Genomic DNA, 13,773 nt, shown 5'->3' with positions numbered 1-13,773 from the left:
TATGGATACTTTCGGCTATTTGGGCCAGGGCTTCGGCGTTGCACTGTCCCCTTACAACCTGGTGACCGCCCTCTGCGGCACCTTGATCGGCACTGTGGTCGGCCTGTTGCCGGGCCTGGGCCCGATCAACGGCGTAGCACTGTTGATCCCCATCGCATTCGCCCTGGGCCTGCCGCCGGAATCGGCGTTGATCCTGCTGGCGGCCGTGTATCTGGGTTGCGAATACGGCGGCCGTATCAGCTCAATCCTGCTGAACATTCCGGGCGAAGCGTCGACCGTGATGACCACCCTCGACGGCTACCCGATGGCCCGTAAAGGCCTGGCTGGCGTGGCGTTGTCCTTGTCGGCATGGAGCTCGTTCATCGGCGCGTTTATCGCTACCTGCGGCATGGTGCTGTTTGCGCCGCTGCTGGCCAAATGGGCAATTGCCTTCGGTCCGGCGGAATATTTCGTACTGATGGTGTTTGCGATTGTCTGCCTGGGTGGCATGGCCGGTGACAAACCGCTGAAGACGTTTGTTGCGGCGCTGATCGGCCTCTTCCTCTCGGCAGTGGGTATTGACGCCAACAGCGGCGTGTACCGGTTTACCGGCGACAACATCCACCTCACCGACGGCATCCAGTTTGTGGTGTTGGTGCTGGGCCTGTTTTCCATCAGTGAGATCCTGCTGCTGCTGGAAAAAACTCACCGCGGCCAGGAAGCGGTGAAGGCCACCGGGCGGATGATGTTCAACCTGAAGGAAGCGGGTTCGGTGTTCGTGGTGAACATCCGCTGCGGCCTGCTCGGTTTCATCATGGGTGTACTCCCCGGCGCAGGTGCGACATTGGCCTCGGCCGTCGCCTACATGACCGAGAAACGCCTGGCCGGTGCCAGCGGCAAATTCGGCCAGGGCGACATGCGTGGCCTCGCCGCGCCGGAAACGGCCATCGGTGCTTCCGCCTGTGGCGCCCTGGTACCGATGCTGACACTGGGTGTACCGGGTTCGGGCACCACGGCGGTGATGATCGGTGCTCTGTCGCTGTACAACATCACCCCTGGCCCGCTGCTGTTCCAACAGCAACCGGACATCGTCTGGGGCCTGATCGCCTCGTTGTTTATCGCCAACATCATGCTGGTGATCCTCAACATCCCGATGATCCGCATCTTCACGCGCATTCTTGCCGTGCCGAACTGGGCGCTGGTGCCGGTGATCGCCATCATCACAGCGATCGGTGTGTACGCAGTGCACGCCACCACCTTCGATCTGTTCCTGATGGTGGGTATCGGCATCTTCGGCTACATCCTGCGCAAGCTGGATTTCCCGCTGTCGCCGGTACTGCTGGGCTTTATCCTCGGCGGCCTGATGGAGCAGAACCTGCGCCGTGCGCTGTCGATTTCCAACGGTGACCTGCAAATTCTTTGGTCGAGCCCGATCACCTTCGGTGTGTGGGTACTGACCGCGTTGATGCTGGCCTTCCCGCTGATCCGCATCTACCGCAAACGTGCCCTGCAGCGTCGTGCCGTGGCCGATGTCTGAGGTCACCTTTAAACAATGGTGGGGAACGCCGCTGGTCGGTCTGGCCGGCGGTTACCTGGCCAGCCTGGTCGGCTGGCCTTTGCCGTATATGGTCGGTTCGTTGCTGGCGATCATCCTCGTGCGTTGCCTCACGCCATGGCAGTTGGCGGAGATTCCCGGCGGGCGCAAATGCGGTCAATGGGTAGTGGGCATCGGCATCGGCCTGCACTTCACCCCGTTGGTGATTGAACAGGTGATGAGCCACTTCGGCCTGATCTTCTTCGGCGCGCTGGTCACCAGCCTGTCGAGCGTGGTCGGCGTGTGGCTGATGCGCCGCAGCGGTGAAGACCGCGCCACCGCGTTTTTCTCCAGCATGCCGGGCGGTTCCGGTGAGATGGTCAACCTCGGCGCACGCAATGGCGCGGTGCTCAGCCGCGTGGCAGCGGGCCAGAGCCTGCGGGTGCTGGTAGTGGTGTTGTGTGTGCCGGCGATTTTCAAGTATTTGCTGGAGGGCGGCGCGCCGCAGTTTCATCCGGCACCGGTGAGTTGGGCGTGGCTGGCGTTGCTGTTTCCTCTGGGTGCGCTGGTAGCCTGGGGCTGGCAGCGTTTGCGTCAGCCAAACCCGTGGTTGTTCGGCCCCTTGTTGGTGAGTGCCACCGCCAGCGTGGTGTGGGACCTGCACATCGGGTTACCTGACGGCGGCAGCCAGATTGGCCAATGGCTGATCGGCAGCGGCTTGGGCTGCCACTTCAATCGTCAGTTCTTCCGGCGCGCTCCGTCGTTCATGGTTCGCACCTTGATCGGCACGGCGTTGACCATGGCGCTGGCGACGCTGGCGGCGGTAGGCTTGAGTGCCCTCACCCACTTGGACCTTCGCTCATTGACCCTGGGCATGATGCCCGGCGGCATCGCCGAGATGAGCCTCACGGCCGAAACCCTGCAACTGTCGGTGCCGCTGGTGACGGCGATGCAGGTAATGCGGTTGTTGTTTGTATTGTTTCTGGCGGAGCCGTTGTTCCGGCATTGGAACCGCCAGCCGATGCACTAAATAGACGCCTTTGCCTGGCACCCAGATGAAACTTTGCTACCATCTGCGGCTTCGGAAGAGGTGGATTCCATGCATATTCAAAAGTTACAGATAGAGAACTTACGGTCTTTTAAGGCCGTAGGGCTCGACTTCAATGTGCCCGCCACAAGTAACTTACAGATCCAATACCCTAACGTGAATGTCTTGCTGGGAGATAACGGCCTCGGCAAGACCAGCGTATTGCGTGCAGTCGCATTGTCGGTGTTGGGGCCTTTGCTCAGCGGAGGGTCCGGCTTTGTTCCCGAAGGCCTGGTTCGTCGTACTGACGCCGCTGAAGAAAAAACGTCTCCCGCCACCATTACTGCAACGCTCCTTTCGACTGACGAAGAAAAAAATCCGAAGCAGACAGACCACCCGCTGCCCGATCAATTTTCGCTGAAGACCCAAATCAGTTCCTTCGGCTCCACCGAGCGCATGCGCAGCAAAGTGTCCCCACGCGATATCGAGAATACGGTCGAGTTTCTTCAGTTCAACGAAGACAATCCTGCGTTTTTCATTGTGGGTTATGGGGCGAGCAGAAGTGTTGAAGCCTCTGCCAGGGTAGATGAAAGTGCACGTAAAAAATCGCGCCTGCGCCGTTATGAACGGGTTGCCAGTCTCTTCGAAGAACACGTCACACTCATGCCATTGTCCTATTGGCTGCCTGAATACGCCAAAAGCAACAAAGGCCGATACACCCAAGTCATCAACCTGATAAACGATCTGCTGCCTCTGAACTGTCAAATTCAGAAAACGGTGCAGGAAAACGAAAACTTATTTGAAATGAACGGCATTGTGCTGCCATTCCGAGCCTTGTCCGATGGGTTCAGGGCTTATATTGGCTGGATAGGCGACATGCTGTTTCATGTCTGCCAGGGTGTCGCGACAGGGCTGAAACTAAGGGAAATGCGAGGTGTTGTAATGGTCGACGAAATCGATCTGCACTTACACCCTGAATGGCAAAAAGTAGTCGTCCCCACTCTGGCAAAAGCCTTACCCAACGTTCAGTTCATCTTCACCACCCACAGCCCATTGGTGGTGGGTTCATTGATGTCACAAAACCTCTTTTTGCTGAGTCAGGAGGAAGGTTCGACGCTCATAAAGCGGCTGCCCGAACATGTGAGGGGCAAGAGTTCCGAACAGATTCTGCTTTCGCCCTATTTCGGCCTGGACAGTACTCGCGCCGAGTCTACGTCAACCAAACTCAACGAACTGGCACGCAGTGCCGTTTCCGGGAATCGCGACGCCAGCGCCAACTACCTGAAACTTATGGCAAGCGGCCTAGGGTTCGACCAGCCCCCGTCACCACCGACCACTTCTGCGCCTAAGCGAAGAAAGAACGGGGAAGGCGTCAAGAAATGATCCGTTATCCAATCCTGGAGAAAGATCTCATTGCACAAATCAAAGAGCGGAATAAAACCTGGCTTGGCCGTGCCAAGGCACGTACTGGAACTTACGTGGCTGCCGGTAAATACACCGGCGGTACTGAGTTCTGGGGCCAGATAAAAACCGTCTATATAGCGCTGCAATATGAAAAATGCGCATATTGCGAAACCAAACTTCAGGGTTCGGTGCTGGCGAGCAAAGTCCACGAAGTGGAGCACTATCGCCCCAAGTCCAGTATCCAGGCCTGGCCCATACACCTTAACTGGGCCACCGGCGCAGCGAGCCCAACGGGGTACTACAAGCTCGCTTATCATCACTTTAACTATGCGATTGCCTGCACCCGTTGCAACTCAACCCTGAAATCAAACTTTTTCCCCATTCGCGGCCATCGCGATGTGCAAGGTTCCGACCCCGCACAAATGGGCAACGAGTTAGCGCTGCTGCTCTATCCGATCTCAACGGTTGACGTGGACGACCCGCAAACGATCATTACTTTTGATGGCGTATTAGCGGTTCCGGCGCAGCAAAACGGGCACGCCTATGAACGGGCGGTCACCAATATCGAATTTTTCCAGCTGAACCATGAGGACCTCACCTCACGGCGAGCGCTTGCACTGATAGAGCTCTGGGTTGCGCTGGAAGCCTTGGCGGCGGACAAGACCGACGTCGCGACGCGAAAGGTCGCACAGCAACTGATGACCTTCAAATGCAGCGCCCAGAGTGAGTTCACCGCTTGTAACCTTGCTTTCCGACAGCTCTACCAATCCGATTACAACGCCGCCAAACAGATGGCTCTCTTACTGGCGCAAGCCCTCCCGGAATAACCCAAGCCCCCTCACAGCGGCGGCAGCCGCCACTCAATCGGCGTCTCGCCATTCTGCTCAAGAAACTTGTTGGTACGGCTGAAATGCCCGCACCCCAGAAACCCTCGATACGCGGACAGCGGCGACGGATGCACTGACGTCAGTACTAAATGCTTGGTGGCGTCGACCAGTTTCTGCTTGCCTTGTGCATGGGCGCCCCACAACAGGAACACCAAATGCGGCTGGTGCTCGCTGACCACTTCGATAATCCGATCGGTAAAGAACTGCCAACCCTTGCCCGCGTGGGCGTTGGCGTTGGCGCGCTCCACGGTCATGGTGGTGTTGAGCAACAACACGCCCTGGTCGGCCCAGCTTTGCAGGCAGCCATGGTTGGGGATGTCGATGTTCAGGTCGCGCTTGAGCTCTTTATAGATGTTGGCCAATGACGGCGGCGTCGGCACGCCCGGTTGCACCGAGAAACACAAACCGTGGGCCTGGCCGGGGCCGTGGTACGGGTCCTGGCCGAGGATCACGACCTTGACCTTGTCCAGAGGCGTGGAGTTGAGCGCATTGAAAATCAGCGGGCCGGGCGGGTAGATCTCTTTGCCGGCAACGTGCTCCAGGCGCAGGAACTCGCGCAACTGAGCCATGTAGGGCTTATCGAACTCATCACGCAGGGCGTGTTTCCAGCTGGGTTCGAGTTTGATACGGTCGCCTTCGGTCATAGTTGAATTGTCTTGTAAAAAATAATGAGGCGAACCCTAGGAAAGCCGGCCTTGCTTGTCAATTGATCTGACACACCATCGGCACTTTCCCACGAAGCGATCATACTGATCCTTCACCCTCCCGAATGAGGTCACAATGAACCTGCACTTCGAAGAGCTCACCGGCAGCGACGGCGCCCGCGTCGGCATCGCCAGCCTTGATGCTGAAGCATCCCTCAACGCCCTGTCCCTGCCGATGATCCTGGCCTTGAGCGATCGCCTGGATGCGTGGGCCAAAGACCCGAACATCGTCTGCGTGCTGCTGCGCGGTAATGGGCCCAAGGCCTTTTGCGCCGGTGGCGAGGTACGCAGCCTGGCAATGGCCTGCCTCGAACAACCCGGCGAAGTGCCCGCCCTGGGTGCACAGTTTTTTGCCGCGGAATACCGCCTCGACTACCGCCTGCATACGTACCCTAAACCGCTGATCTGCTGGGGCCACGGGTATGTGCTGGGGGGTGGCATGGGCCTGCTGCAAAGCGCGGCCATACGCATCGTCACGCCGAGCAGTCGCCTGGCGATGCCCGAAATCAGCATCGGCCTGTACCCGGATGTGGGCGCCAGTTGGTTTCTGTCGCGCCTGCCGGGCAAGCTCGGTCTATTCCTGGGCCTCACCGGCGCGTACATCAACGGCCGTGACGCGTTGGACCTGGGTTTGGCCGACCGTTTCCTGCGCGACGATCAACAGGACGAACTGCTTGATGGCCTGCTGCAACTCAATTGGCAGGAACAGACCGCGATGCAACTCAACAGCCTGCTCAAGGCCCTGGCCCAAGAGGCTTTCAGCCAGCAGCCCGAAGCCCAATGGCTGCCGCGCCGAGCGCAAATCGACGAATGGCTGGACGTGGGCGATGTGCGCTGTGCCTGGCGAGCGTTGAGCCCACTGCGCGACCACGCCGACCCGCTGTTCAGCCGCGCCGGCAAGACTCTGAGCGAAGGCTGCCCGCTGACTGCACACCTTGTGTGGGAACAGATCCAGCGCGCACGGCATTTATCCCTGGCCCAAGTGTTCCAGATGGAATACACCCTGAGCCTCAACTGCTGCCGTCACCCTGAATTCAGCGAAGGGGTACGCGCGCGGTTGATCGATAAAGACCAGAAACCCCATTGGCATTGGCCAGATATCAATACAGTCCCGGACGCCGTGGTACAGGCGCACTTTCATAAGGCGTGGGAAGGTCGCCATCCGCTGGCGGACTTGTCCGATTACTGATTGTTTTCTCCCACAAAAAACGGCGCTTCCTGCGCCGTTTGCATTCAACTCAGATCAACGGTGACCGCCGCGGCCACCGCCATGACCTCCATCGCGTCCATCGCGTCCATCGCGTCCGTGCCTGCCATTACCCCCATGTTCGCCCCAGCCCTGGTTCGGATAAGGCCGGTAACCGGCCCCCGGCCCAGCCGGGTAATAGCGTGGTGCCGGCTGGTAATAACGCGGCGCCGAGTAGTAACGCGGTGCTGGTGCGTAATAGCGCGGCGACGGGTAGTAATCACGGCGATATTGATACGCCGAGCCACCCCCGTAGTAATACGCCGGCGCCGGTGAGGTATAGACCTCGGATCGATAGTAGCTCTGGCCTCCATCGTAGTAGGGCACACAAGCGGAAAGGGTCAGACCGAGTAAAGCGCTGAGCAGCAGTCGTCGATACATGGCGGCCTCCTGGACCGCGAAAGAGCACCTCCAGCGACGCGGGAGGGCGGCATTCAGCTTTCACTGAATGACGAAATATCTGACATCAAAAACCGAATCTGGTGCGTTTTGGTAACAGATTGATACATCTGCATCCGCCAAATTTGTCATCCGCCCAAAATTGCCCATTGGTCGGAGTTTTTAACTGGATGGAACATTTTTGGATGTATTGAAACTTTAAATAATTGGATAGTGTCACTATGACATCGCACAATGCCAAGGAGGCTCTAGCGCGAGCACTCTACCCATATGACCTCGGATTTAAGCCATGAAGATTTCAACCAAACTGTTGCTCTCCTTTCTACTGTGCGCAGTCGTCACCCTGGGCGTGGGTTTACTGGGTATCAAGGGTGTGGTTCGCCTCGCCAACGCACTCGAACTGACGTTTTCGAACAATCTGGTTTCCGTGAGCAACACCGCGGCCACCCTCAACGGCCTGGTCGCCCACAACCGGGGCTTATACCGGTTGATGGATGCCAGCCAGGGCGACGTGTCCCAGCAAGACCGCGACCGCGTGCGCCAGGACATCGCCAAAGAACTCACGAACAGCCAGGCTGCCTACAAGATCTACCGCGCCACCCCGTTGGAAGACGACGAACGGGCAGCAGGCGACAAGCTCGACCAGCTGTGGCCCGCTTACATCAGCAGCTCCGAACGCATCATGTCGATGCTCGAAAGCAATCAGCTCGACCAGGCCCGCGCACAGCTCAACAGCACCAACAATGAAATGTTCCGCCAGGCACGCGACTTGATCCGCGTGATGATCGAGTCCAACAACCGCCAGATCAAAGAAGGCTCCATCGCCGCTGATGAGCTGCGCGACAGCGCGTTGACCTGGATGATCAGCGGCATCGTGCTTGCCTTCATCATCGCCATCACCATTGGTGTGTTGATCACCCGCCTGATCACCCGTCCCATCGCCCAGGCCGTGGAGAGCGCACAACGCATTGCCAAAGGTGACCTGACCCAAGCCATCGTCACCGAGCGTACCGATGAAGCAGGGCAACTGCTGATGGCGCTGTCCGATATGCAGGGTGGTTTGAAAAGCACACTGATGGAAATCGCCAACGCTTCTGACCAGTTAGCGTCGGCCGCCGAAGAACTGAGTGCGGTCACCGATGAAAGCAGCCGTGGCCTCACCCGCCAGAATGACGAAATCCAACAAGCCGCCACCGCCGTCAACCAGATGACCGCTGCAGTGGACGAAGTGGCAAGCAACGCCGTGTCCACTTCAGAAGCCTCGCGCCAAGCCACTACCGAAGCCGAAGAGGGCCGTGAGCAAGTGGCCCAGGCCGTGTCCGGCATGGGTTCGATGGTGGTCGAGATCAACGACTCCACCCAATCGGTCGCCGATCTTGCCGGCCAGGTCCGTGAAATTGGCAAGGTGATCGATGTGATCCGCGGCATCGCCGACCAGACCAACCTACTGGCCCTCAACGCGGCCATCGAAGCAGCCCGTGCGGGCGAACAAGGTCGCGGTTTCGCGGTGGTTGCCGATGAAGTCCGCGCCTTGGCTCATCGAACCCAAATCTCCACGGTCGACATCGAAAAAATGATCGGCGAAGTGCAGGTCGGCGCCGATGACGCCGTGGCCGCGATGAACAAGAGCCTGACCTGGGCCAACAACACCCAGACCCTGGCACAGAACGCCGGTGAGGCATTGGAGCGCATCACCGCCAGCGTGGCGAAGATCAATGAGCGCAACCTGGTGATCGCCTCCGCCTCCGAGGAACAGGCGCAAGTGGCCCGTGAAGTTGACCGCAATCTGCTCAACATCCAGGACCTGTCGACCCAGACCGCCGCCGGCGCCCACCAGACCAACGCCTCCAGCCAGGACCTGTCACGCCTGGCCACCTCGTTCAATGTGCTGGTCAGCAAGTTCCAGCTGTAAGTAGCCTGCCGTGGGTTGGCGCTGTATCGTGCAAGGCCAAGCGAACCTTGCCCGATCAGCCCACTCCATGACCACGCCAACCCTATGCCCCGCCTGCGGCGCCCGCAACGATTGCACCCTGGCCGACCCACGCACGGCCGACCAGGCCTGCTGGTGCTACAGCGTCACCATCGACCCCGCCGTACTTGAAGCGCTGCCGGATGAACTGCGCAACAAAGCCTGCCTCTGCCCGCGCTGCGCCCAAGTCGATGAACAGTTGCGTCGCCGCGATGCGAGTTGACCGTTTCCTCAGCAACCTAGCGCAGTTCAATCGCAAGCAGGTGCGTCTACTATTGGTAGAGCGGCGGGTGAGCGTCGATGGGGTGATCGTCAGCGACCCTCACCATGACGTACGGGAATTCAGCCGCGTGTGCGTTGACGACAACGTGCTACAGGCGGGCAAACCGGCGCGTTATTTCATGCTGCACAAGCCCCAGGGGTGTGTGAGTGCGACTTCAGACCCGCAACACCCCACGGTGCTGGACCTGCTGCATGAGCCGGACAAGGCGGATTTACATATCGCCGGCCGTTTGGATTTCAACACCACCGGCCTGATGTTGATCACCAATGACGGCCAGTGGTCGCGCCGCTTGACGCAACCGACGACCAAGTTGCCCAAGGTCTATCTCGTTGCAACTGAACAGGCCATCGGCGCCGAGTACGCGACCACGTTCGCGGCGGGCCTGTATTTTGCGTTTGAGGACCTCACCACCCAGCCAGCCGAATTGGAGCTGCTGGGGCCGACGACCGCGCGGCTGAGCATCATCGAGGGCCGCTATCACCAGGTGAAGCGCATGTTCGGACACTTCAATAACAAGGTGATCAGCTTGCATCGCGAACGTATGGGACCGATTGAGTTGGATGATGCACTGGCGCCGGGCGAATATCGGCCGTTGACGCTTGAGGAAATCCTCCAGGTCTGATGACCGTTCAGCCGGTGATGGCAAAAACCCATTTATAGGCCTTGCGACATCCCGAGTCTGTGCTTGAATCAAGCTCACCAGTTTAAATATGACTGGCGAGTCGCCTATAACCTCCAAGAAACACCTTGCCCACGCCCGCGCTTTATTCCACGGGCCTTCCAGGCAAACAGCCCGCCATAACAACACCCGTCGGCCAGCCGTCACCGGACCGACATGGGCCTTCATTTTTCAGGCGTATGCCTACCTGTCACAAAGCTCGTGCAGAGTTATCTGCGCGCCCTACCCGCTTGCCAGGAGTCTTACGACATGAGGCCAGAAATCGCTGTGTTGGATATACAGGGTCAGTATCGGGTTTACACGGAGTTCTATCGCGCGGATGAGGCTGAAAAGACCATCATTCTGGTCAACGGCTCAATGGCCACCACGGCATCCTTCGCCCAAACCGTGAAAAGCCTGCACCCGCAGTTCAACGTGGTTTTGTACGACCAGCCCTACGCCGGCCGTTCAAAAATCCATAACCGTCATGAGCAGATGCTGACGAAAGAAGTCGAAGGCCAGATCCTCCTGGAACTCATCGACCACTTTGCCGCCGAGCATGTGCTGTCGTTTTCCTGGGGCGGCGCCGCCACCCTCGTCGCCCTCGCCCAGCGCCCTCGCCGCGTGGAAAAGGCCGTGATCAGCTCGTTTTCCCCGGTGATCAACGCACCCATGCGCGACTATCTGGAGCGCGGTGTCGACTACCTCGGCAACCTTGACCGCGACCGCGTCGGCCACCTTGTTAACAGCACCATCGGCAAACACCTGCCATCGCTGTTCAAGCGTTTCAACTACAAACACGTCAGCAGCCTAGCCGAACACGAATACGGGCAGATGCACTTTCACATCAGCCAAGTGCTCACCAGCGACCGACTGTGCTACCTCAAGGCCGCCAAGGCGATCGATATTCCGGTGCTGTTCCTGAACGGCGAATGGGATGAATACACCAGCGCTCAGGACGCCAGGCAGTTTGGCAACTACGTGGCCAACAGCAGCTTCAGCACTATCCAGGCGACGGGGCATTTTCTGGACATGGAGCATAAGGCAGCGTGCAAGGATAGCCGGGAGGCGGTGGTGGGCTTTTTGAAACCGGAGCGGCAGGTCAGCCGATTGCGTTATCACCAAGGTCAGGCACAGCATGCATTTGCGATTTGAAATGATGATTCATGGCCTGGCTCGTTGTGGCGAAGGATCAGCCGCCTTCGCCGCAACCTGCACATTTTCAAAGAAAAACTTCAAATCCATGTGAACATCTGGTACAAAGTCAGCCGCTCTGAGCGGGTATAGTTTAATGGTAGAACAGTAGCTTCCCAAGCTTCCGACGAGGGTTCGATTCCCTCTACCCGCTCCACTCAGACATAGCACCCACGCCACTATCGTTTTGGCGGGGGATGCCCAAGAAACCGGCCCTTTGAGGCCGGTTTTTTTATGCCCAGGATTTTCTCGCCCGCAAACCTGTACAAATACAAAATTCTGTACAACTATCAACGCTGGAGCGCTGGCACCACGCCTCGCACGATCAAGGAGCCGCGCAATGACGCGTCTGCTGGTTTCACTGTTGCTGGCGTTGAGCTTGGCGAGTTGCAGCCATGTGGAGGTCGATCACTACGCCGACCAGAAACCACAGCTGGACCTTGAGCGCTTCTTCAGCAAACCCGTCAAGGCCTGGGGCATCTTTGAGAAACGCTCGGGCGAAGTCGCCAAGCGTTTTGAAGTGGATATCGCCAGCCATCGCGAGGGCGACAAATTAATTCTCGACGAGAAATTCCTGTACAGCGACGGCACTCGCCAGCGCCGTGTGTGGACCCTTACGCCCGATGGCCCGGGACGCTGGCGCGGACGGGCCGGTGATGTGGTCGGCGAGGCCATCGGCGAGGTCGCCGGGAACGCGTTGCGTTGGCGCTACCGGCTCAACCTCCCGGTGGAGGGCTCGGTATACGAGGTGAGCTTTGACGATTGGATGTACCTGATGGACGAGGACACGATGATCAACCGGTCGAGCATGACCAAGTTCGGCGTGGAATGGGGCCAGGTCACGTTGTTCTTTCGTCGCCAATAACCCCCAAAGGTAGGGTGAACCATGAATGTACAAAAGCTGACCCAACTGGCCGAGAAAGGTGAAATACGTAGTTTGGAGTTGCTGTCCCTGGAGGGCGGTTTTTATATCGCTCGTGTGAAACTGGATCAGGTCGACATCACATTACTGGACGATAACGGCAAGACACTGCGGCTGCGGTCCAGCACGCATTTGCGCGACCTGTTGCAGGGTGTTCCGCCATTTCCCTGTGTGCTGGTGCAACAGTGCGCCCATGACGAAATGTGTGGCATCCGTGAGGGCGCTATCGGGGCGTTACGCATTCCATTTTCGCTGGGTGCAGCCCTTTAAGATCGTTGCGTGTTTGGCTCTCGTCCCGCTTGGCGTGAGCGCTGCACTCAGTAATCAAAGCCCCTCGACGGCTGGCAGGCAACATCACGACGGCAGACCTCGCACAGGTTCGCAGGGTCGCCAACCTGTCAGCGCGATCAACAAGGTCAGCAGTTGGAACACGATGATCAGCAGCACACAACCCGCCCAGCCCCATCGTTCCCAAATCAGCGCTGGGACAATCGCACCGCAACTGCCCCCCAAGTAGTAACACGTGAGGTATACGCCGACGGCACCCGCCTTGTTGTCGCGCGCCGTCGCGGTGGTGAAGGCATTGGCCGCGGCCTGGGCGAGGAACACGCCAGTGGAACTGAGGGCCAGGCCCGTCACGATGCACCACAGAGAGGGCACCAGCGTCAGGGCCGATCCACTGACGCCAAGTACGGCAGCAACCGTCAGCAATTGGGCATGTGGACGCGCCTTGCTCAGGCGGCCGGCGATAGGAATCACAATCAGCGCCAGCAAAAACACCATGTACAGCGTCCCCAAGGCCGCAGACCCAAGATTGAACGGCGGTAAGCCGAGGTACAAACCTGCGTAGGTAAACGCCGCCACCTGGGAAAACAACACGCAAAAGCCTACGGCGTACGCAGCCAATAACGGTTTGCGAAAAACACTCGTAAAGGAAGCCCTGCCCTGCTCCACTCGCGCACGATTGGCGGGCAACAGAAACTGGATAAACCCGCCGACCATCAGGCTCAACACCGCCAGTAACTCAAAGGCTTCACGCCAGCCTACATATTCAGTCATCACCCCCGTGACAAAACGCCCGGCAAACCCGCCCAACACCGTGCCCGCGACATAAAGGCTGGTGACTTCGGTGACGTTGCCACCGCGCCAACGGTCGCCGATGTAGGCCACGCTGGTGGCAAACACCACGGGTATCACCATGCCCTCTACGAAGCGCCACACCAGCACTTCAGCAAAGCTGTCGGCATAGGCGGTCATGAGTGTCGGCCCCGCCAGCAGCAACGCGGCCACGCAGATCACCGTGCGTTGCTCGAAACGCCCGGTCACACGGCTGACAAACGGTGCAGTGATTGCCACGGCCAAGGTAGTCACGGTGATGCTCCAACCCGCTGCGTTGGCGCTGAGATGAAACTGCGCGGCAAAGGTCTGGAGGATGCTCTGGGTCGCATACAGGTTAAGAAATGCCGCACAGCCACACAGGAACAGGGCAAGGCGGGCACAATGCAGACGCGGCTTCATGAAACCTCTCGTTTTATTTTGAAAGGTCTTTATAGAATGGCCGGCAGGT

Annotated in this window: 14 protein-coding genes and 1 tRNA gene; 12 read left to right on the top strand and 3 right to left on the bottom strand. The window is 58.7% G+C overall.

Annotation, left to right across the window (positions count from 1 at the left end; translation table 11 throughout):
* The first annotated feature begins 1 nt into the window (after window position 1).
* The 4 genes from AOA61_RS06385 to AOA61_RS06370 all read left to right on the top strand — a co-directional run bounded on the left by AOA61_RS06385 (window position 2) and on the right by AOA61_RS06370 (window position 4,771).
* Complete coding sequence (locus AOA61_RS06385) at window positions 2–1,516, top strand: tripartite tricarboxylate transporter permease (RefSeq protein ID WP_095184070.1); 1,515 nt, start codon at window positions 2–4, stop codon at window positions 1,514–1,516.
* Window positions 1,509–2,543, top strand: coding sequence for an AbrB family transcriptional regulator (locus AOA61_RS06380; RefSeq protein WP_032889255.1), 1,035 nt, complete (start codon window positions 1,509–1,511; stop codon window positions 2,541–2,543). The genes AOA61_RS06385 and AOA61_RS06380 overlap by 8 nt, the downstream gene beginning before the upstream one ends.
* Before the next feature lie 69 nt (window positions 2,544–2,612).
* Window positions 2,613–3,923: an ATP-binding protein gene (locus AOA61_RS06375; RefSeq protein ID WP_099601369.1), complete on the top strand. Its 1,311-nt coding sequence runs from the start codon at window positions 2,613–2,615 to the stop codon at window positions 3,921–3,923.
* Window positions 3,920–4,771 carry a hypothetical protein gene (locus AOA61_RS06370; RefSeq protein ID WP_099601368.1) on the top strand — a complete coding sequence of 284 codons (852 nt, stop codon included), beginning with the start codon at window positions 3,920–3,922 and terminating at the stop codon, window positions 4,769–4,771. Before AOA61_RS06375 ends, AOA61_RS06370 begins: the two co-directional genes overlap by 4 nt.
* An 11-nt stretch (window positions 4,772–4,782) precedes the next feature.
* On the opposite strand, the gene ung is transcribed toward AOA61_RS06370, so the two are convergent.
* Window positions 4,783–5,475, bottom strand: a complete 693-nt coding sequence (gene ung, locus AOA61_RS06365) for a uracil-DNA glycosylase (protein ID WP_032888523.1) — start codon at window positions 5,473–5,475, stop codon at window positions 4,783–4,785.
* A gap of 136 nt (window positions 5,476–5,611) precedes the next feature.
* On the opposite strand from ung, the gene AOA61_RS06360 reads away from it, so the two are divergent.
* The gene (locus tag AOA61_RS06360) at window positions 5,612–6,724 is read left to right on the top strand and encodes an enoyl-CoA hydratase/isomerase family protein (protein ID WP_099601367.1); all 1,113 of its coding nucleotides are present in this window, start codon (window positions 5,612–5,614) and stop codon (window positions 6,722–6,724) included.
* Between the two features lie 54 nt (window positions 6,725–6,778).
* Here AOA61_RS06360 and AOA61_RS06355 read toward each other — a convergent pair whose 3' ends face one another.
* Window positions 6,779–7,162, bottom strand: coding sequence for a hypothetical protein (locus AOA61_RS06355; protein WP_099601366.1), 384 nt, complete (start codon window positions 7,160–7,162; stop codon window positions 6,779–6,781).
* Window positions 7,163–7,469: 307 nt separating this feature from the next.
* Between AOA61_RS06355 and AOA61_RS06350 the strand changes: the two genes are divergently transcribed.
* The 7 genes from AOA61_RS06350 to AOA61_RS06320 all read left to right on the top strand — a co-directional run bounded on the left by AOA61_RS06350 (window position 7,470) and on the right by AOA61_RS06320 (window position 12,476).
* Window positions 7,470–9,092 carry a methyl-accepting chemotaxis protein gene (locus AOA61_RS06350; RefSeq protein WP_099601365.1) on the top strand — a complete coding sequence of 541 codons (1,623 nt, stop codon included), beginning with the start codon at window positions 7,470–7,472 and terminating at the stop codon, window positions 9,090–9,092.
* A gap of 67 nt (window positions 9,093–9,159) precedes the next feature.
* The gene (locus AOA61_RS06345) at window positions 9,160–9,372 is read left to right on the top strand and encodes a cysteine-rich CWC family protein (RefSeq protein ID WP_099601364.1); all 213 of its coding nucleotides are present in this window, start codon (window positions 9,160–9,162) and stop codon (window positions 9,370–9,372) included.
* Window positions 9,362–10,054, top strand: coding sequence for a pseudouridine synthase (locus tag AOA61_RS06340; protein WP_099601363.1), 693 nt, complete (start codon window positions 9,362–9,364; stop codon window positions 10,052–10,054). Before AOA61_RS06345 ends, AOA61_RS06340 begins: the two co-directional genes overlap by 11 nt.
* 306 nt (window positions 10,055–10,360) lie before the next feature.
* The gene (locus tag AOA61_RS06335; protein WP_099601362.1) at window positions 10,361–11,245 is read left to right on the top strand and encodes an alpha/beta fold hydrolase; all 885 of its coding nucleotides are present in this window, start codon (window positions 10,361–10,363) and stop codon (window positions 11,243–11,245) included.
* 122 nt (window positions 11,246–11,367) lie between these two features.
* A tRNA-Gly gene (locus AOA61_RS06330) sits at window positions 11,368–11,441 on the top strand.
* A gap of 183 nt (window positions 11,442–11,624) precedes the next feature.
* Entirely contained in the window at window positions 11,625–12,149 is a 525-nt protein-coding gene (locus AOA61_RS06325; RefSeq protein ID WP_032888513.1) for a DUF3833 domain-containing protein, read from the top strand.
* A gap of 21 nt (window positions 12,150–12,170) precedes the next feature.
* Window positions 12,171–12,476, top strand: coding sequence for a DUF6482 family protein (locus AOA61_RS06320; RefSeq protein WP_099601361.1), 306 nt, complete (start codon window positions 12,171–12,173; stop codon window positions 12,474–12,476).
* Window positions 12,477–12,560: 84 nt separating this feature from the next.
* On the opposite strand, the gene AOA61_RS06315 is transcribed toward AOA61_RS06320, so the two are convergent.
* A complete protein-coding gene (locus AOA61_RS06315; protein WP_099601360.1) occupies window positions 12,561–13,724 on the bottom strand; it encodes an MFS transporter in 1,164 nt (387 codons plus the stop codon).
* Between the last annotated feature and the right edge of the window lie 49 nt (window positions 13,725–13,773).

The organism is Pseudomonas sp. 2995-1 (genome assembly GCF_002742505.1).
GTDB lineage: Bacteria > Pseudomonadota > Gammaproteobacteria > Pseudomonadales > Pseudomonadaceae > Aquipseudomonas > Aquipseudomonas sivasensis.
This window is presented reverse-complemented; position numbering and strand designations above follow the sequence as displayed.